Origin of the sequence: Gimesia chilikensis, from assembly GCF_008329715.1 — a bacterium.
In the GTDB taxonomy this organism is placed as follows: Bacteria; Planctomycetota; Planctomycetia; order Planctomycetales; family Planctomycetaceae; genus Gimesia; species Gimesia chilikensis.
In genome coordinates this window covers 187765-207577 of sequence record NZ_VTSR01000002.1, presented here as the reverse complement: position 1 = coordinate 207577, position 19813 = coordinate 187765, and the positions used below count along the sequence as shown (strand labels likewise).

Genomic DNA, 19813 nt, shown 5'->3' with positions numbered 1-19813 from the left:
TCAATCGTGGTTATGTTTACGGGCAACGGGGAGAAACCCAGCAGGAAATCGAAGACTACACCCACGTCATTAATTTACCCGAAGCACCGCCTGACCAGATCGCAAAAGCACTCGTCAATCGCGGTTATGTTTATGAGCAACTGGGAGAAACCCAGCAGGCAACCGAAGACTACACCCGCGTCATTAATTTACCCGAAGCATCGCCTGACCAGATCGCAAAAGCACTCGTCAATCGCGGTTATGTTTACGGGCAACTGGGAGAGACCCAGCAGGCAATTAAAGACTACACCCGCGTCATCGATTCACCCGAAGCACCGCCTGACCAGATCGCAAAAGCACTCGTCAATCGTGGTTATGTTTATGGGCAACGGGGAGAGACCCAGCAGGCAATCCAAGACTACACCCACGTCATTAATAAATCCGAGGCACCGCCTGACCAGATTGCAAGAGCACTCGTAGGCCGTAGTCATAGGTATAATCTACTACTCGATTCTGAGAACGCATTATCTGACACTCATAAAATTGCTCAGATTTCAGCAACATCAGACGAAGTCAAATCAATGGGGGCCGTGAATCAGGGAACTGCATTAGCCCACCAGAAACGCTGGGAGGAATCTTTTTCTTCTTATCATTCCGCGATTTCTGATTTTAAATATCGTGTTGAACATCGAAAGATGCTGGCTGCTGATATCATCTTAGAGTCTTCACACTCCACTCTCATTGCTGCCAATCCAGACTTTGCCGAACGTGTTCTGAAATTTAGTGTTGAATCGTTTCCGGTTCAAAGTGGAAAAGACGCTATTGAATTGCTGCAGAATCTTGCCAAGCCAGAGATGAAACATCGCTGGAGTCATGTCTTCCGCATTTTGAAAAAATCTATTCCTGATAAAGATTGCCCGAGCCTGGAGATTCTCGCACCAGTTGCTGAAATACTTGATGGCGTCCCCACCACCAATATGAATCGTTTACCACCTGAACAACGTAACTTCGTCAATGAAGTGCTAAGACGATTTGAACCAGATTCAAAATGATGATCATATTCATCAGACGCATATCAACAGGTTAACTGTTTTCATCTGCGGGGTTCAATGGCGGTCTGGTAAAATGCCTGGGTTACGAATGGCTCGTATTGTTTTTGGGGTTATCCGTTTGTTTGGGACGGGAACCGGAGCCATTGGAAATGGTGATGCCCGGTTGATCTTTGTCAGGCGGGCGGGCACGTGGGTTCGCACCCTGCGAATTCTGGTTGGGTTTCTTTTCTTGAAATCGGACTGTTGTACTGTCGGTTTCCTGCTCGCTGCGCTCGGCCCGAATTTTATTCGGGCTCACCCCGGTGCTGTGAGTGGAATAGCACTCACAGCTGATTTTGGGATCTGCTTCTTTCTTTTTACCGGCGGCTAGCACCTTGCCGCTCAGGGGGATGGTGTATATGGAAATCCGTTGGAGTCTAGACCGGATGGAGCGTCGCTCGGCGGGCAGGCACACAGGCTCTGCCCCTACATCCTGTTTTGATTGTGGGTCTGATTCTGTCGAAAGGCACCGGGAGGTCAAGACAGAATTTTGTCCCGATGTGGCCGGATTTTGTCCTGGTGTGTCCTGGATTTTGTCCCTGTCTGACCGGAGTCTGTCCTGGTCTGCCCTGAACAAGATGGGGGGAACATTTCGCATGTGTTCTGATTGCTCCCGTGAAAACCCGGTGAAAAGCGGTGCGGATTCAGGTGTCGTTGAATCAGTAGTGTCTCGTGTTCCGGTGCACGCTGAGCTGCCTCGCGCGCGAGCCAGAAGAGAAGAGCATACGCTTCGGCGGACATCGATCAAGGGCAGTTTCTTCAGCAGTCAGCAGGAACACTGCCTGAAAGCACAGAGAGGTTCAGTGTGCAGTCGAATTCGTTCAGAACCAGAGCTGTTTGTTGGCCAGGGTGATGAAGGGCTGGCCGTTGATGAAACAGCGGATGTTCTCCAGCAGGGTTTCCAGGTGCCTTTCGGGGACACGCGTCGAAGCGGCGGCGATGTGCGGGGTAATGATCACGTTCTCCATCTGCCAGAGCGGATGGTCTGCGGGCAGGGGTTCGACTTCGAAAACATCCAGACCGGCGCCGGCGATGTCGCCTTTCTGCAGTGCGATGGTCAGATCCTGCAGATCGACGATGGCGCCGCGGCCGATGTTGATCAGGTAGCCGGAGTTCTTCATCTGCTGGAACTGGGGCGTGCGGAACAGTTTTTCGGTCTGGGGAGTATGCGGCGCTGCGATGACGACGAAGTCGCTGATGGTGAGCAGGTCTTTGAGTCGATCAAGGTCCCAGACTTCATCGACGGCGCCGGGAACCTCACGGATGAGGGGATCGATGGCGCAGACCCGCATGCCGAAGGCGGCTGCACGGTGACAGACTTCGGAACCGATCGAGCCGGTACCGACCACGCCGAGGGTACAGTCCGAGAGGTGCATGTGGCTGCGATCGACTTCGCTGACCTGTCCCGGTCCGGTGACGAAGTCGGGTTTTCCCGCGGTACCGCCGATGGGTTGCCAGACCGCGTGGGACTGTTGACGAATGTAGCGATGCAGGTTGCGGGCGAAGCAGAGCACGAAGCCGAGCACGTGATCGGCGATGACATCGTAGAACAGGCCGCGCATGTTTGTGAGCTGGCAGGGGTGGTCGGCCAGTTCCGGAAAAATGTAGTGTTCCAGGCTGGCAGTGGGGGACTGCACCCATTCCAGTTTTTCAGCCGCGGCCAGCAGTTCGGGAGTGATCTTGCCGAAGAAGGCGTGGGTGTCTCTGATTTCGGTCAGCGCTTCATCCAGATTCTGCGCGTTGACGACTTCGAGTTCGTTCGAGATGCTCTCGAGGCGGGTGAGTCGTCTGGCGTCGATGGCGGGATAGATGAGAAGTTTTTTCATGGCGGGGGCGATTCTTTAAAAGTGTTCGATGGTGCCGCTGATAATACGTTCGCGGCCGGTCTCGGTCTGCAGGATCAGGTAACCTTCGTCGTCAACTTCGAGGCAGGTGCCTTCCCGGACTTCGCGTCCGGTGTTGATGCGAATGTCCCTGCCGGTGAGCAGGCAGTATTGTCGCCAGGCGGGCATGAGTTCGCCGCGGTCTCCCGCGACATCGTAGAGCCGGTTTTCGATGGCGTTGATGAGGTCAATCAGCGTGGAGGAGAGCGGGAACTTCTGTCCGGTCGTTTCGTAGAGCGAGGTTCCTCGCGACTGCAGTTCGGCTTCAGCGGAGAGGAACGAGTTATTGAGATTGACGCCCACGCCGATGACCACGAGGCCGGGCTGACTGGCGGAGGTTTCGACGAGAATGCCGCAGACCTTTTTGCCTGCGAGGAAGACATCGTTAGGCCATTTCAACTGGAGCCGATGTTCGGGGGCCTGCTTCTCGAGTGTTTCACAAACGGCCAGGCCGGTCGCCAACGCAATCAGGGGTTGCTGCTGGAGCGGGATGCCGAGCTGGCTGGCATCGACGACGAGGGAGAATGTGAGTCCTCCTTCAGTGGACCACCAGGCATTGTTGCCTCGACCACGGCCGGCGGTTTGATTGCCGGTGAGTACGAGGGCAGGCAGGCTGGTATCGCGTGCGGCCGGGGAGGGTGTGCAGTGCGTATTCAGGGCCCAGGAATTGGTGGAAGCGAGGCTCTCGAAATAATCGAGGTGTTCGATGAACGTTTCCGTTCGAACAGCTTTCAGATCCTCGGCAGTGAACGGCAGCATTCCCAACTCATTTCCAGACAAGAAATCGAACAATTACGCAGAGGGAGTGACAGCGGCAATCGCTTCGTCCCGGGTATCGAACAGCGGCCAGAGGCTGCCAATTTTGATGCACTTAAGAATATTCTGCATGTTCTCGCAGGCATTACAGAAGACGGCCTGACCACCTGTCTGCCGGGCCCGTTGCAGGAGGCGGATCAGCGAGCCGATGATAATCGAATCGAGATAGTCGACGCGGGAGAGGTCAATGATGACATTTTTGATCTCGGGGGCGTCAAAGAGCCTGAGCACCTTGTTGGCTTCGACCTGAACGTTGCTGTACTGGAACTGCAGGGTCGATCCGAGGGGAGTGACTACCAGATTGGGGGCAGCCTGTTCAACATCGAAGATTTCCAGATTTTCTACCATCAGCGGGTTTCCGTTGTGCACTGTATTCAGGAGATCCTGAAGGAGACAATATGAATCAGAAATGAAAATGATCAATAAAGAAAGCGCTTATCTCACTTTCATACCCATTTCCGGAGCGGAATTCAAATCTACACTGATTTTCATCTGTTGTGATGGGGGAGTTGTGTCGTAGTCAATGCTGATGATTGTTCACCTGAATTCCGATGCTGTGACCCGGTCACGACTTAGGGACGATCTTCCGCCGGGGTGCGAATTGGGGCGTTAATTTGAGTTGCCTAATTTGAAAAACCTTAACTAAAATACATAAACGTTAACCCGAAAGGGTCGTTGTCCCACCCCCAGAAGTGAGAGAACTTACAAGCGTCTTGATTCGGATAGCCGAATCGAACGGTATGACCGGCCTAAGTTGAAGGTTTAATAAACCTGCGGAATTTTGCCAGAACTGTGCCGATATACTAATCCAAATGACCGTAAAAGTTCTCTGAACAAGATTTTAGATCACGCGACCTCAAGCAGCCTGTTGAAACTCTATGTCATCTGCCAAACCAGCCTGGACCCTGAACCCGCGAGTGCTCTTGCGCTCGATCCTCATGCTGGATGACAGTGCCCACTCGATTGCCCTGGGAACCGCGATCGGAATGTTTATCGCGTTGACGCCGACGGTGGGCATTCAGATGCTGATGGTGGTCTGTGTCGCATTTCTGACGCGTCCGCTGTTCCGGTTCAACCAGGTCGCGTCGCTGATTACCGTCTACATTTCGAATCCGCTGACCATCGTACCGATCTACTGGTTTGACTATAAGGTGGGTACGTTGTTCGTAGGTGGTTCACTGACGCAGAAGGACTTCGCCCGGATTCTGGAGTTCGAGGGATTCAGCGGCTGGTGGGAAACGGTGAAGCAGCTGCTGCTGGAAGTCGGGTCGCCGTTGATTATCGGCTCGCTGGTGGTCGGCACGTTCTTCGGCCTGATAACCTACCCCATTATGCTGCGACTGCTGAAACACCTGCGTCGTTCCAAATCGACCGACGGCCCGGAAGACGCGGCCGAACAGAGTGTGCGTCCCGCCCAGCCGATCGACTCGGAACAGAGCATGAAATCTGTGCATCTGCATTCCAGTTAGGTGTTGATCTCCTGATCCCCTTCCGCATAATAAGCAACACATCATGATTTCACAGATTTCGAAGCGCTTTAGAAGGACATCCTCATGTCGTCTCCCAGGTATGACTGTTTGTGTGCGGGGATCATCGTCGCAGACCATGTGTGCAAGGCCATCGACCATATGCCCCGTCCGGGCGAGCTGGTGCTGACGGACGAAATGAGTCTGACGATTGGCGGCTGTGCATCGAACGTCGCTGCGGACCTGGCACGACTGGATCGCCGGGCTGCGATCGCCGGGATTGTGGGGCAGGACGTTTTCGGACAGTATGTCGAAGAGAGCCTGGCTGCTTCGGGCGTGCACTGCGAGTACATCATGAAGTCGGAAACGCTGCCGACCAGCGGTTCGTTCGTGATTAATGTGCAGGGTGAGGACCGCCGATTTATTCATTCGGTCGCTGCGAACTCTCTGTTTACCGGCGAGACAGTCACGGAGGAGCAGATTCGCTCCTGTCGCATCCTGTACCTGGGAGGTTACTGTCTGTCGGAAGAGCTTTCGCCCGAGAATGTCGCCCGGATGTTCGAGGTGGCCCGGGAAGCGGGAGTGATTACGGTGCTGGATGTGGTGACGCCGAAGGCTGCGGATTACTGGTCGATGCTGAAGCCGGTTCTGCCGTTAAGCGATTATTTCCTGCCTAATAATGATGAGGGGGAACTGATCACGGGAGAGACAGACCCGCTGAAACAGGCCGAGGCGTTCCGGGAAGCGGGAGCGAACTCGGTGATCATCACCTGTGGCGGCCAGGGGAGTCTGCTGCTGGATGCCGAGCGTTCGCTGCGTTCAGAGATTTATCCGGTCGACCTGGTGGATGGGACAGGGAGCGGAGACGCGTTTGTCGCCGGTTTCATTCACGGGCTTCTGGAAGAGGCGAGCCCGGAAGACTGCCTGCGTTATGGATCGGCGCTGGGGCACAGCTGTGTGCGTGCCACCGGCGCGACCGCGGGCATCTTCACACGCAGCGAGCTGAACCAGTTCGTGTCGGCGCATGAACTGCGTGTGGAAACCCTGTAATCAATTCAACTTAGCAATGATCTAGAATGCGATCAATTCTGGGGGAAATAGGGTTCGACCGCTTTCTTCCAGATGAGGTAGCCTGCGTGTTCCATGTGCAGGCCATCTTTTTTGAAGAGCTCGGGACGGGGTTTGCCGTCTTCGCCCAGCATTGGATCCCAGACATCGGCGAACGCCAGATAGTCGTGTTTTTCGCACTGTTTTTTGATCAGCTTGTTGGCTTCCTGCATGGTGCCGGCCAGTTTCCAGCGACTGAGACTGGGTTTGACGGCGATGAAGACAATGCGGGTCTCGGGCAGGGCTTTATGGACGACGGAGACGAACTGCTTGAAGTCGCCGGCGACCTCTTTCGCAGTGCGACCGCGGGCGATGTCGTTATCACCGGCGTAGAGGAAGATGACTTTGGGCTTGTGTTTGAGAATGATTCGATCGGCGAAGTGGGTGGAGTCAACGATTTCAGATCCGCCGAAGCCACGATTGATAACGGGAAGTTCAGTGAAGTACTTCTTCAGATCCCACATGCGAATGCTGGAAGAACCGACAAACAGGATACCGTCTTCCTGAATGCCTTGATCTTTGTCCTGTTTCTCAAACTGGGCGATGGACTTTTCCCAGCGGTCGAAATTGTGAGCAGGCTGATCCGCAGCCCGGGCGACGGCGTAAAACGCCAGCATCGAGCAGAGGGAGAGAATGAGTGTGTGGGTTCCAAGTTTGATGTTCATGCTGTGTATTTCCTTGATGTAGGGCTGCCTGAGGCGCCGTTTTAGTTATTTAGAGAGTTGAGTTTCAGTATCTTGTAATCAGGTAACGCGGCTGGTGACTGCTTTCCAGGCCGAGATCGCATCGCGGTTGGCTTCGACGTCGTGCAGGCGAATAATTTCGACAGCCTGACTGGCCAGGGCGATAGAAACGCCGACCGTACCTGCCAGACGCTCTTCAACATCGCGCCCCAGCAGCTTCGACAGAAAGCGTTTGCGGGAATGACCGATGAGTATCGGATAACCCAGATCCTGGAATTCGCGGATGTGGGAGAGAATCTGCAGGTTGTGTTCGGCGGTTTTTCCAAATCCAATACCCGGGTCGAGGACGATACTGCCGGGTTCGATTCCCGCCGAGAGCAGTTCCTGTAAGCGTTCCTCGAACCAGTTTTTCAGATCGACGACGACATCGTCATAGGTCGGGTTGTCCTGCATGGTCTGGGGAGTTCCCTGGATGTGCATGCAGATTACTCCCGCGCCGGTTTCGGCAGCCAGGGGGATCATCTCCGGATCAAAGGTGAGGCCGGAGATATCGTTGATGATCGCAGCGCCGGCTGCGAGCGACTGACGGGCGACTTCCGCTTTGGTGGTATCGACGGAAATCGGGACGTCGGTCTGGTTCGCGAGCTGTTCAACGACGGGTACAACGCGGCGGAGTTCTTCTTCCAGGGGAACGGGATCAGAGCCGGGACGGGTCGATTCGCCACCAATGTCTAAAATATCCGCGCCCTGTTCGATAAGACGTAAGCCCTTCTTGACGGCTGCGTCCCGATCCGTAACCTCTCCTCCATCCGAAAAACTGTCGGGGGTGACGTTAAGAATGCCCATTAACAATGGTCGCTCAGCGAATGAAATGGTGCGGGTCCCACAGTACCACAGCCGCGGTTGATCTGATGGTGAGGACGAAGATTCTGAGGCAGATGACGGCACTGAACAATCCGTGAATTCTGAAGAAGTTTATTTGAAGCAGCTCGTTGAGCCAGATCCGGTTTTACTTTGACTGCGAGAGGGTTGCAAGCAAATAAACCTAAAGAGTCAATGAGCGCAACAGAGCGAATTTTTTGCGCAGTCTTCCCAAATATCTACAGGAATTCAGGTGGTCTCCTTATTTTTGACCTAGGATTGAGTAAGAGCCTGCAGGTCTGGTCGGATTTACCGTGTTCAAACACGTGAAAACCAGTTCTAAAACTGTTAAAATGCGATACTTGAGGGAATAAAGGATTTTTAGAGAAACTTTATTTTTCGTGTTCGCTTTACTTTGACATCGTAATTCGTTCTGGTATTGTAATCAACGTATTTGCCGTAACCGGCAAATCTTACCAAACCAGAAAAACAGACCTGTTTTCCCTAGGTGCGTAGACTTAGGGACATCGCTGGGGGATGAAGGTAGTGACTTATCTTCCGGCGAAGTGGAACCACTTTCTTAAGAATCTGAGGAGTACACCATGATTCGAAAAGCTGTCACACTTTCTTTGATCGCTGCAATGACCCTGTTCGTTGCAACCTTCAGCGTATCAGATGCAGAAGCATTTGGTTTCCGTAACCGTTGCTGCAAACCAGAGCGCGTAAAATGCTGCAAGCCCGTTCGTGAACGTTGCTGCAAGCCCAAACGTGTTCGCTGCTGCAAGCCAGCACGCGTTCGTTGCTGCAAACCAGCACGTGTACGTTGCTGCAAGCCAGTACGCACCACCTGCTGCAAGCCAGCACCAGTTTGCACACCTGCACCAACCTGCTGTGCACCAGCTCCTAAATGCTGTGCACCAGCTCCCAAGTGCGCTTCTCCCTGCAACAGCTGCGAAGGAGCTGCTCCAGCTCACTCAGCTCCCAAGAAAGTAGAAGAAGCACCAGCTCCTCCAAAGAAAGCTCCTGCTCCTGCTCCTAAAAAAGCATAATGAGCTAGAGTCTTCTCTGACTGCTGACATGATTTAAGATTGTCACAGCCAGGAGCAACGACGAAATCTACGGCCCCATTGTCTTGCACAATTGGGGCCGTTTTTCGTTCCAGCGGGGGAGAGAATTACAGTCCGTGGCAGCCTCTCAGGCGGAGCGGGCCAGTTCCTGCTCTTCAGGAGGAGCGTCTTCCTCTGTCGCATCCTCAGTCGCCTGCAATTGTGCCTGCAGGTCTTGCAGCTGCTCTTCCAGACGGGGCAGCATATTCTCACCAGTACGGGTGACTTTATAAAAAACCCCGGAGTCACGCCCAGAAAGCTGAAATTTCAGCAGGTCGAACGCGATCAGTTTTCCATGAATGCGGGGGAGTCGTTCGGTAACGACGCCGTCAACTTCATTTTGACGTACGATCCAGCCATCAAATTCAGGATCCCGCTCTTTGGTCTCACGTCGCAGGACGCTGTAATGCCTGAGCACGAGACTCCATTCGGGATTTTCCAGCATCTGTTCGAGTTCGAAATCTATCATGTTGAACTTATCGACTGGGGCGAATAATCACTGTCAATGATTTTCCGGAGCCGACACGACCGACATAACAGGACCACTGTCTGCCCTGTTCAGCTGGAAAATCCGGAAATTTCCCTCAAGACAGCGTCGCTCCTAGCGCGAAAGAACGGAGTGGATCTTATGCAGTGCCACACTTGTACAAGTCTGTTTCTGCAGGAAAGTTACATATTGGTCTTGGAATCCGAGACCTCCCCCAGTGCGGCATTGAGGGCGGTGGTCAGCTCCAGATCGTGGAGGTGATCCCGCGTATAAATGCGGAAGATCAGGAAGCTGACGGGCAGTGCCCGGAAGAGCTCATCATCGTGCAGCTCTTGAGTCAAACCCGTGCCGGGATCGAGTAGATAATTCTGTCCACCGGCGGGAAGTCGCCCACTGGGGCGATGGTAATGCCGGGCGACATCGATCCGCAATGGGAGCTGCTTCAACTCCGCAGGCAGCTTGGAGCGGACCCGCTTTTCGACCAGTTCCGGTTCCGAAAAGATCGAAGTGTGTACTGCAGTCCCGGAATGAAAATTGAGCTGACGCTCGCAGGCCATCTTCCATTCCACATTACGCGAGAGAATCCCCTGCCAGCGCTCTCCCAGATCACGCACTGCAGGGTCCGAACTCTTCTGAAAGCGGCCGACATCGACGAGGAATGACGACTCGGTAAACCCGCGATAGTCGTCCAGATGCTCGAGCGGATTGCCATGAAACAGGTGCTGCATGGTTTCGGCAAAGATTTCTTCGAGCGCGAGGTCCAAGGCACGCACCGTACGGTGATAGTAAATCGTACGGAACAGATTCGCGCGGGTTTCAATAAAGTTAACGAGCGCCGTCATGCCACGACCGTGGATGGTCAACCCTTCGGAAGTGAAGAAGCTGTAATGAATCAGGCGCGAGACATCGACCGCGCGAATATTGTAGCCTGACATATAGGCATCGCGGAGAACGAAATCCATATTGTCGACCGTGTAAATGCCACTGAACATGGCACGCAGCTTACAGAGCCAGTCCGGATTACCCGCCTCACTGTCTGCATCGCCGGAAGGACGCCGGATCAGCCAGCCTATCTGTTTAGGATCGAGTTCTTCCAATGGATTGAGGTGACCGTTCGGGTTCCGGCGAATCCCGCGAATGAGGTCTCCCAGTTCGTGTTCGATGATATGGGCGCCGATATCTTCATGCGTGAGATTGTACTGATCCAGATAATGGTCGTCGAAGAAATGTCCGAAAGGGCCGTGCCCCACATCGTGCAGCAGCGCCGCCAGTCGAACCAGGCTCTCGACGTAAGGGAGGGAAGGCACATTACGACAGGCGCTGTTCAGAGAATCGTACCAGGCGTTAATTGCCACCGACGAGAGATGCATGGCCCCCAACACGTGTTGAAAACGCATGTGCTCAGCTGAGGGAAAGACCCACCAGGCGGTCTGGAGCTGGTGGATGTGCCTGAGTCGCTGAACCCAGGGGTGGTCGATGATTTCCTGCTCGGAGACCTCCTCGTCGGGAATCCCGGTTTTGGAAGTAAACGGGATATACCCATGAATCGGGTCATGAGTCAAACTTTCGGAAATAAAATCGCGCACCATAATCTCACTGTTTCAATTGACGTTGATTACGAATAAAATCTGAACAGGTCTTCATAAAATTATTTCATTGAAATACTTACGCGCCAAATGACTCTGTCGCATCTCCCCAGCCGCATCCACTATAAGACACACCATCCCCGCCGCTGCCGCAGGCTGAGACGGTTGGAAATTATTGCGCTGATCGTCGGCCTGATCTCCACAGTTATTCTACATGGACTGCTGAAGATTACCACCGTTGTTCACTGGGAATTGGGTGCCGCGATCATCGTAGCTATGAGCTATTTCACGATCAGCCTGATGCTGCGTTACGGCTGGCATCTGGATCGGAAAGAGTTCTTCAAAACCCATCTGGCCCATTTCTTTTTTTGCGGGCTCTGGTTGATCGCCAGTCTGCTGATTATCAGTCTGCATGACCTGCTGCCCGATGACGCCCCGACCCGACTGAATCTGATTCTGGGCGTCTCCGAATTTTGCATCATTCTGAGAAGCCTCTACGAGACGATTCTCTTAATCCGGCGTGTCTCGTCACGCGGCTGGAACCCCGCCCTGATTGTGGTGACTTCCTTCCTGGTGCTGATTTCTGTAGGGACGATCTTACTCATGTTTCCCTCGGCTCGCATTCAGGATCCCGCTGCGAAAACAACGGAAGGTGCTCCATTTCTGGTCGCTCTGTTTACGTCAACCAGTGCCAGTTGCGTTACGGGCCTGATCGTGGTTCCTACCGGAACCTACTGGAGCCGTACGGGGCACACCATTATCATGTTTCTGTTCCAGATCGGCGGACTGGGCATCCTGACCTTTGGTGCCTTCTTCGCAGCAGCTTTTGGACGATCGATGCAGATCAGGGAGAGCGTCACATTCAGCGAGATGCTGGAGTCCAGCCAGCGCGGTGACATCCGCCGCCTTGTGCTGGCCATCCTGGGAATTACGATTTTTACCGAACTGCTCGGTGCGGTCTGCCTGATGGGACTCTGGCCGGAGCTCCCTTTCACTGAACGGGTCTACTTCAGCCTGTTTCATTCGATCAGTGGATACTGCAACGCCGGTTTCAGCCTGATGGATGACGGCTTCCTGGGCATGGGACACCACTGGGAAATCTGGGGCGTCATCCCGGCCCTGATCATCATCGGCGGATTAGGGTTTGCTGTAAACTACAATTTCATGCTGTATGGCATCACCCATTTCTCGAATCTGCGGATCCGTAAGCCCCTGTTTCATCACCCGACACAGAAAGTCCGGCTGACGATTTCCTCACGCCTGATTTTTTTCACGACCCTCTTTCTTTTGATCGGGGGCACGGTCGGCATCTACCTGCTGGAATCGATCCATGCCTCCGATGATCTCACCTTTGGCGAGCGGCTCAATTCCGCCTGGTTCCAGTCCGTGACCTTCCGGACGGCCGGCTTTAATACTGTTGACCTCGGTGCCTACCAACCGCAGACCAAACTGTTTTCCGTCCTGCTGATGTTTATTGGTGCGTCTCCCGGCTCGACGGGGGGCGGCGTGAAAACCGCGGTCTTTGCCCTGGCCATACTTTCGGTCTGGGCGCTGCTGAAAGGGAGAGACCGGGTAGAAATCATGGGACGCACCATCCCCAGCACACTGATTCATCGTTCGCTGACGATCATCTCACTGGGAATTCTGGTACTGATGTCGTCAACACTGCTGATTGTCATGTTCGAAAACAATCAAGCGATCTTTCTGGATCATCTGTTTGAAGCAACCAGTGCCTTTGCGACGGTCGGCGTCTCGACGGGCATCACCGCGGGTTTGACGACACCGTCGCACTGGGTGATCATAATTACGATGTTTATCGGTCGCGTCGGCCCGCTGACGGCATTAATCGCACTCTCGAACCGTGGCCCCGCCTATCGATATCACTACCCGGAAGAGCCAGTGAACCTCGGGTAACAGGAACCCTGAACGCAGACCATCTAAAGTAACTCATCCTCCAGAGGAGAACTGATCCCGTGATTAAAGTAGCAGTCATCGGTTTGGGCCGCTTTGGTACCGAACTCGCCAAACGTCTGGGAGCCAGCGGAGTGGAAGTCATCGCCATCGACCATTCGGACAAGCTGGTGAATGAGGTCAAAGATGATGTCGCGGTGGCAGTTCGTCTGAATTCCACCGATGAACTGGCACTCAAAAGTCAGGATGTGGACAAAGTCGACGCCTGCGTGATCTCGATCGGGGAAAATTTCGAATCGGCACTGCTGACGACAGTGATCATCAAAAAGATGGGAGTCCCCAAGATCATCTGTCGTGCCCAGTCAAAGTTTCACGCAGAGATCTTTACCCAGGTCGGTGCAACCGATGTGATCCAGCCCGAGATTCAGGCGGGAGCACACCTGGCACGACTGCTGGCCAATCCGCATCTGGAAGATTACATCCAGGTCGGCGACGGTTACACCATGATCGAGCTGATGACACCCAAAGAGTTCGTTGGCAAAAACCTGACCGAGCTGTCCCTGCGTTCCAAATATTCCGTAAACGTGGTCGCCATTCGGAAACGGAATTCCGCGGAGATAGAAAAGAATACCGGGAAGGTTTACACAACCGACTGTGTACCTCACCCCGACTATCAGATTCAGGAATCAGACATCCTGCTCATCATCGGAACCGATCAAAACCTGGCACGTCTGCCGACAACCAATGTTTGAAAGCCGGGCAGACTTCCACATAAATCGACCGAATCAGACCCAGTCTCGCGAACGTTCTACCGCCTGCTTCCAGCGTTGGTACAATTCGTCACGCCGCGAGGCCTCCATCTGCGGCTGGAATTCTGCATCGAGAGCCCAGTTGCGGGTCACCTCTGCCTGATCGTGCCAGAAGCCCACAGCCAGACCTGCCAGATAGGCGGCTCCCAGAGCCGTCGTTTCATGGACTACCGGACGTTGCGCGGGAACATCGAGCATATCCGCCTGAAACTGCATCAACAGACCATTCGCAGCCGCACCGCCGTCCACCTTGAGTGTTTTCAATTTAATCTGTGAATCCTGCTCCATAGCGTGCAGCACATCGCAGGTCTGGTATGCCAGCGACTCCAGGACCGCGCGTGCAACATGAGCTCTGGTTGCGCCCCGCGTCAGACCAATCAGAGTTCCGCGGGCATCCTGATCCCAGTAGGGTGCTCCCAGTCCCACAAAAGCGGGGACGAAGAAGACATCGCCGGTATCTTCCACCTGACCTGCCAGGTCCTCAATTTCAGACGCTGACTCAATGATCTGCAGCCCATCCCTGAGCCACTGGATTGCTGCCCCGGCCACGAAAATGGATCCTTCCAGACAGTAAGTGACTTTGCCATTGATGCTCCAGCCGATCGTGGTCAGCAGACCATTCTGCGAAAGCACCGGTTTATCGCCGGTATTCATGAGCATAAAACAACCGGTTCCGTAGGTATTCTTCGCTGCCCCGGGTTCAAAGCAGCCCTGACCGAAGGTTGCTGCCTGCTGGTCCCCTGCGATACCGGCAATTTTGATCGACTCGCCAAACAGCGCGGGGTCGGTCTCACCGTACACCTCGCTGGAACTTTTAACTTCGGGCAGCATGCAGCGGGGAATATCGAAGATCTGCAGCAGTTCGTCATCCCATTCGTGTGTGTGAATATTGTAGAGCAGGGTGCGACAGGCATTGGTAGGATCGGTCACATGCACCTTCCCCCCCGTCAGCCGCCAGATCAGAAAAGAGTCGATCGTACCAAACAGAATTTTGCCTGCCTGGGCCTGCTCCCGTAATCCCTCTACGGTATTGAGCAGGTATTCAATTTTGGTCCCCGAGAAATAGGCATCCAGTAACAGTCCGGTCTTTTCGCGGAACAGACCTTCATACCCCTCTGCCTTAAGCTGATCACAGCGGCCTGCTGTCAGTCGGCTCTGCCAGACAATCGCGTTCGAAACCGGTTTGCCGCTCTCTTTATCCCAGAGGACAATCGTTTCCCGTTGATTCGTAATACCGATTGCGGCGATCTCAGAGAGCGCTGCCCCCGATTGATCGATCACTTCGCGGGCGGTTGCCAGCTGTGATTCCCAGATCGCCTCGGGATCGTGTTCCACCAGCCCCGGCGAGGGAAAGATCTGTTCGAACTCTTCCTGGGATGTGGCCTCAATCTGCCCCTGATGATTAAACAGAATTGATCGACTGGATGTCGTTCCCTGATCTAACGCCAGTACATACTTTGACATTTCCACACTCCTTGAGGCGAACACAGGCTCGAAAGGATTAATCACATCTGAATACCTTTCCGTTACATTAAGCAAGCGGTCGCCGGTTCACAAGGATTCAGGGAAATTTCTTCAGCGGCAAATACTCCTGTATTACTGACCGCGCATAAAAAAACTGATGGCGAGAGAACTCATTTCTCAAGCCATCAGTCAGTCACACTTTACGGTACCTCCTGCAAAGTACCAGTGTTCGCGTCAGGTTGGACTAGTGGTAAGCTTGCATTCCGTGCTCAGACAGGTCCAGACCTTTCAATTCATCTTCCTCAGAGACTCGGAGCTGTCCGATGACTTTCAGGAATGTGAAGAGAATAAACATGGTGATGAAGGCGTAAGCCGGGATCACAACAGATCCAATCACCTGAGTTACGATGTTGTAGTCACCGAAGATACCGGTGGCGACACCACCCCAGATACCACACAGTCCGTGGACAGGGAAGGCACCGACGGGATCGTCGATTTTGAGTTTTTCGAGTGCCAGGATACCGAAGACAACCAGCAGACCGGCAACCACACCGATGACAATTGCTTCGATGTTAGAGACACTGTCACAGTTAGCGGTGATACCTACCAGACCAGCCAGAACACCGTTCAGGGCCATGGAGATATCCGGTTTTGAGTACATGATCCAACCCAGGATCATTGCGGCCACACCACCGGCGGCTGCAGCGAGGGTTGTGTTAGTAGCGATCAGCATCACAGCGTTGGTGTTGTCAGTTCCAGCGAAGGCCAGCTGACTACCAGGGTTGAACCCGTACCAGCCTACCCACAGGATGAAGACACCCAGTGTTGCCTGTGCAATGTTGTGTCCAGGAATCGGAACTGATTTGCCATCTTTGAAGCGACCAATCCGGGGTCCGAGGACAATTGCACCAGCCAGACCGGCGAAACCACCGACAGCATGCACAACAATTGAACCAGCGAAGTCGTAGAAGCCCATGGCATCCAACCAGCCACCGCCCCATTTCCAGTAACCACTGATTGGGTAGATGATACCGGTAAGGATGATACTGTAGATCAGGTAAGAGCTGAATTTCAGACGACCGGCAACGGCACCAGAAACGATGGTGGCAGCAGTCGCTGCGAAGGCAACCTGGAACAGGAAGTCAACCTGCGGATGCAGAACTCCTGGGCCTGGATCTCCGGCTTCGCCGATTCCGAACTGTGCGAAACCAAAGTAACCGTTACCGGCATCCCCTGGATACATCAGACCGTAACCGACAGCGTAATAAACCAGCACGCCGGCACAGACATCCATTAAGTTCTTAAAGAGAATGTTGATGGTATTTTTGGAAGAGTTGAATCCGGACTCGACCATAGCGAAGCCAGACTGCATGAACAGCACCAGAACAGCACAGAGGAATAACATACTGTTATCAAGTGCGTAGTAAAGTTCTGATAATGAAAGCTGAGGAGCTTCCTCTGCTGCGGGTGCTTCTTCTGTTGTCTCAGCAGGGGCAGCAGTTTCTGCTGCGGCTGGTTTCTCTTCAGGAGCTGCTTCGTCCTGATAAGCCCAAGCTGGCTGTGATACTGCCAAAACAACGACAAGGCTTGCCGTCAAGCCCATGAGCGCATGTTTCCAATTCATTTTGTCGCAAACCTTTCCCGGAGTCTTCGTCAGATGTTGTTTAATCTACTGTTTGGACAATCAATTTGTTCTGATCGTGACCCCTAAATACCAATCAATAAAATGAGCACTTATTTGGTAAATGGGCATAATGCAAACAGTGTGCCTCAATCTGATTTGCGACTGTTAGAACAACCCTTATCTATATTTCATATAATGCTTTACATCATCTCATATTAAATTAATATTTACGGAAAGTAAGTCGAGCCACCAGTTCGAATGCAGATTAATAAGGCAACATCAGCGGTCGTTGCCTGCAGATTAAGCACGCACTGCCACACATCAACGCTCCGACATCTGTCTGGAGTGGAAACTCGACACTCTGTCAGTTTTGACGGTGTCTGCAACCTCCCTGCCTGGGACGCTCAGGCAGCTGACCTGACAGCTTCAATTTCTCTGCCAAGTTGGCAGTTAACGACAGTCTCCCTCAACAAGAGATCCCCGTTAACCACTGATATATAACATCTTACAACACCACCTTCCGATTGGCATGATGATTGCAATTACTGGGCGTCGTGGACAGGGTCCAGCCTGGATCCTGCCATCTTTGTCGTACTTACACCTATTTGTACTCACACACCGGCCCCCTGTGATTAACAGGAAGCGCGGCACGAGGCGTGTGAGAGATCATCGTGGTCATGGGCAAATTTATTGGCCATTTATTGCTGGTTGAGGAGAGACTGTGGCAAAACTTTTAAGCTTTGACGAAGAGGCCAGAAAGAGTTTATTGGCAGGAGTCGCTAAATTGTCGCGGGCTGTAAGCAGTACGCTTGGGCCGCGAGGGCGAAATGCTGTCTTGGACAAAGGCTGGGGAACACCGAAGGTCACCAAAGACGGCGTGACTGTTGCCGAAGACATCGAACTGGAAGACCCGTTTGAAAACATGGGCGTCCAACTGGTGAAAGAAGCAGCATCGAAAACAAACGATGTTGCTGGAGACGGCACCACAACAGCAACCGTACTGGCAGAAGCCATTTTCCGGGAAGGTCTGAAGTATATCGCTTCCGGCGCAGACCCGATGGCCCTCAGCCGTGGCGTACAGAAAGCTGTTGAGGCAGTTGTCGAACAGATCGGTAAGATCTCCAAAGAAGTAAAAGGAAATGACAAGAAAGCCATCCAGACTGTTGCAACCATCGCCGGTAACAACGATCCGGAAATCGGCAAGATCCTGGCAGATGCTCTGCTGAAGGTTGGCGCCGATGGCGTGATTACCGTCGAAGAAGGACGTGGCGTCACCACTGATGTCGACCTGGTAGAAGGTATGCAGTTCGAACGCGGCTTCCTGTCTCCGCACTTCGTCACCGACGAAGACAATCAGACCTGCGACCTGGAACGGGCCAAGATCCTGATCTACGAAGAAAAGATCAGCTCTGCTCAGACACTCGTTCCGCTACTGGAACAGATTTCCAAAGAAGGTTCTCCGCTGCTGATCATTGCTGAAGACATCGAAGGCGAAGCACTCGCCACCCTGGTCGTCAACAAGCTGCGTGGCATCCTCAAAGTCTGTGCCGTGAAAGCTCCCGGTTACGGCGATCGTCGTAAAGCCATGCTGGAAGACATTGCTGTCCTCACCGGTGGCCGTGCGATCTTCAAAGACCTGGGAATCAAACTCGAGTCTGTTGAACTGAAAGACCTGGGACAGGCCAAGAAGATTCACATCAGCTCAGACAACACCACTATCGTCAGCGGTTCCGGAAGCAAGGCAGCCGTCAACGGTCGTGCCGAGCAGATCCGGGCAGAAATCGAAGTTACTGACAGCGAATACGATCGCGAAAAACTGCAGGAACGTCTGGCTAAACTGGCCGGTGGCGTTGCTCAGATCAATGTCGGTGCTGCGACTGAAACAGAAATGAAAGAACGCAAAGACCTTATCGACGATGCTCTGGCCGCTACGCGTGCTGCCATCGAAGAAGGGATCGTTCCCGGTGGTGGAATCGCCCTGCTGCGATCTGCCAAAGCCCTGGAAAGCCTGAAACTGTCCGGCGACCAGGCTCTGGGAGTATCTCTGGTTCAGAAAGTTCTGGAAATGCCGCTGCGTGCAATCGCTGAAAACGCCGGTCTGGACGGTTCGGTTGTCAGTAACCGCGTCAAGAAAGACAAGAGTGCTTCCTATGGTTACGACGCCCTGAATGATCGCTACGGCGACATGTTCGAGTTCGGTGTTGTTGACCCTGCCAAAGTGGTTCGTTCCACTCTGCAGAACGGAGCCAGCGTTGCCTGCCTGCTGATGACAACTGATTCCATCGTGGTTGAAGAACCCAAGGAAGAAGAAGACGATCATCATCATGACGACCACCACGACATGGGTGGTATGGGTGGCATGCCTGGAATGGGCGGCGGAATGCCCGGAATGGGAATGCCTGGCATGGGAGGCTTCTAGTCTCGTATCGTCGATCTCTCTGCAGATCGATGGGGGGCCTGTACCGGGCTCCGCCTGTTGTTTGTAACAATTTATACCGGGTCTGAATCCCGGCTTCACAAATACAACCAGACTTACTGGAATAATCGGGAGTTAACTTAATGGAACTGAATCCCCTTGATGACCGTATTGTTATTGAACCCAATGTTGCTGAAGAAACCACTGCCGGTGGTATCGTGCTGCCTGACACGGCACAGGAAAAGCCACAAAGTGGCACTGTGATCGCCGTTGGTCCCGGACGTCTGCTGGAAAGCGGCGAACGCTGCCCGGTTGCCGTTGAAGTCGGCGACGAAGTTCTGTACGGCAAATACGGCGGAACCGACATTGAAGTTTCCGGCAAGGAAGTCAAGATTCTGCGCGAGAGCGACATTCTCGCCAAGATCATGAAATAAAGAACGTTCTTTTATCGGAATACCGGACTGAGACTGAACGTGCCCACGGCACTTCAGTCTCTGCTCTGAGTTGAGAGTCTAATTCAAACC

General features: G+C 53.4%; 18 protein-coding genes. 7 read left to right on the top strand and 11 right to left on the bottom strand.

Annotated elements, in window-relative coordinates; all coding sequences use genetic code 11:
• Positions 1-1031, top strand: a 1031-nt coding sequence (locus FYZ48_RS03115) for a tetratricopeptide repeat protein (RefSeq protein WP_149337433.1), incomplete at its 5' end; no start/stop codon positions are given.
• Between the two features lie 82 nt (positions 1032-1113).
• On the opposite strand, the gene FYZ48_RS03110 is transcribed toward FYZ48_RS03115, so the two are convergent.
• The 4 genes from FYZ48_RS03110 to FYZ48_RS03095 all read right to left on the bottom strand — a co-directional run bounded on the left by FYZ48_RS03110 (position 1114) and on the right by FYZ48_RS03095 (position 4117).
• Entirely contained in the window at positions 1114-1485 is a 372-nt protein-coding gene (locus FYZ48_RS03110) for a hypothetical protein (protein WP_149337431.1), read from the bottom strand.
• A 406-nt stretch (positions 1486-1891) separates the two neighbouring features.
• Positions 1892-2896: a D-2-hydroxyacid dehydrogenase gene (locus tag FYZ48_RS03105; RefSeq protein WP_149337429.1), complete on the bottom strand. Its 1005-nt coding sequence runs from the start codon at positions 2894-2896 to the stop codon at positions 1892-1894.
• Positions 2897-2911: 15 nt separating this feature from the next.
• Positions 2912-3712, bottom strand: a complete 801-nt coding sequence (locus FYZ48_RS03100) for a biotin--[acetyl-CoA-carboxylase] ligase (RefSeq protein ID WP_149337427.1) — start codon at positions 3710-3712, stop codon at positions 2912-2914.
• A 33-nt stretch (positions 3713-3745) separates the two neighbouring features.
• Positions 3746-4117, bottom strand: coding sequence for an STAS domain-containing protein (locus FYZ48_RS03095; RefSeq protein ID WP_149337424.1), 372 nt, complete (start codon positions 4115-4117; stop codon positions 3746-3748).
• Positions 4118-4647: 530 nt separating this feature from the next.
• Between FYZ48_RS03095 and FYZ48_RS03090 the strand changes: the two genes are divergently transcribed.
• Positions 4648-5238 (top strand): DUF2062 domain-containing protein, encoded by a 591-nt coding sequence (locus tag FYZ48_RS03090; protein WP_149337422.1) that lies wholly within the window; start codon positions 4648-4650, stop codon positions 5236-5238.
• Between the two features lie 84 nt (positions 5239-5322).
• The gene (locus FYZ48_RS03085) at positions 5323-6285 is read left to right on the top strand and encodes a carbohydrate kinase family protein (protein WP_149337420.1); all 963 of its coding nucleotides are present in this window, start codon (positions 5323-5325) and stop codon (positions 6283-6285) included.
• A 32-nt stretch (positions 6286-6317) separates the two neighbouring features.
• Here the strand turns inward: FYZ48_RS03085 and FYZ48_RS03080 are convergent, their stop codons facing one another.
• The 5 genes from FYZ48_RS03080 to FYZ48_RS03060 all read right to left on the bottom strand — a co-directional run bounded on the left by FYZ48_RS03080 (position 6318) and on the right by FYZ48_RS03060 (position 11068).
• On the bottom strand, positions 6318-7007 hold the full coding sequence (locus tag FYZ48_RS03080; protein ID WP_149337418.1) for an SGNH/GDSL hydrolase family protein: 690 nt from the start codon (positions 7005-7007) through the stop codon (positions 6318-6320).
• Positions 7008-7085: 78 nt separating this feature from the next.
• On the bottom strand, positions 7086-7871 hold the full coding sequence (gene folP, locus FYZ48_RS03075) for a dihydropteroate synthase (RefSeq protein WP_149337416.1): 786 nt from the start codon (positions 7869-7871) through the stop codon (positions 7086-7088).
• A 595-nt stretch (positions 7872-8466) separates the two neighbouring features.
• A complete protein-coding gene (locus tag FYZ48_RS03070; RefSeq protein ID WP_149337414.1) occupies positions 8467-8814 on the bottom strand; it encodes a hypothetical protein in 348 nt (115 codons plus the stop codon).
• Between the two features lie 266 nt (positions 8815-9080).
• Positions 9081-9461: a hypothetical protein gene (locus FYZ48_RS03065; protein ID WP_149337412.1), complete on the bottom strand. Its 381-nt coding sequence runs from the start codon at positions 9459-9461 to the stop codon at positions 9081-9083.
• A gap of 200 nt (positions 9462-9661) precedes the next feature.
• A complete protein-coding gene (locus FYZ48_RS03060) occupies positions 9662-11068 on the bottom strand; it encodes an HD domain-containing protein (protein WP_149337410.1) in 1407 nt (468 codons plus the stop codon).
• Positions 11069-11155: 87 nt separating this feature from the next.
• On the opposite strand from FYZ48_RS03060, the gene FYZ48_RS03055 reads away from it, so the two are divergent.
• Together FYZ48_RS03055 and FYZ48_RS03050 are read left to right on the top strand one after the other, a co-directional pair.
• Positions 11156-12979 (top strand): TrkH family potassium uptake protein, encoded by a 1824-nt coding sequence (locus tag FYZ48_RS03055; protein WP_149337408.1) that lies wholly within the window; start codon positions 11156-11158, stop codon positions 12977-12979.
• A gap of 59 nt (positions 12980-13038) precedes the next feature.
• Complete coding sequence (locus FYZ48_RS03050; RefSeq protein WP_149337405.1) at positions 13039-13728, top strand: potassium channel family protein; 690 nt, start codon at positions 13039-13041, stop codon at positions 13726-13728.
• A 33-nt stretch (positions 13729-13761) separates the two neighbouring features.
• Here FYZ48_RS03050 and glpK read toward each other — a convergent pair whose 3' ends face one another.
• Both glpK and FYZ48_RS03040 read right to left on the bottom strand, forming a co-directional pair.
• Positions 13762-15249, bottom strand: coding sequence for a glycerol kinase GlpK (glpK, locus tag FYZ48_RS03045; RefSeq protein WP_149337403.1), 1488 nt, complete (start codon positions 15247-15249; stop codon positions 13762-13764).
• Positions 15250-15493: 244 nt separating this feature from the next.
• A complete protein-coding gene (locus FYZ48_RS03040; protein ID WP_149337401.1) occupies positions 15494-16873 on the bottom strand; it encodes an ammonium transporter in 1380 nt (459 codons plus the stop codon).
• 721 nt (positions 16874-17594) lie between these two features.
• Here FYZ48_RS03040 and groL point away from each other — a divergent pair.
• Positions 17595-19292, top strand: coding sequence for a chaperonin GroEL (gene groL, locus FYZ48_RS03035; protein WP_149337399.1), 1698 nt, complete (start codon positions 17595-17597; stop codon positions 19290-19292).
• A gap of 140 nt (positions 19293-19432) precedes the next feature.
• Positions 19433-19723: a co-chaperone GroES gene (locus FYZ48_RS03030; RefSeq protein WP_145043434.1), complete on the top strand. Its 291-nt coding sequence runs from the start codon at positions 19433-19435 to the stop codon at positions 19721-19723.
• Positions 19724-19813: the final 90 nt, after the last annotated feature.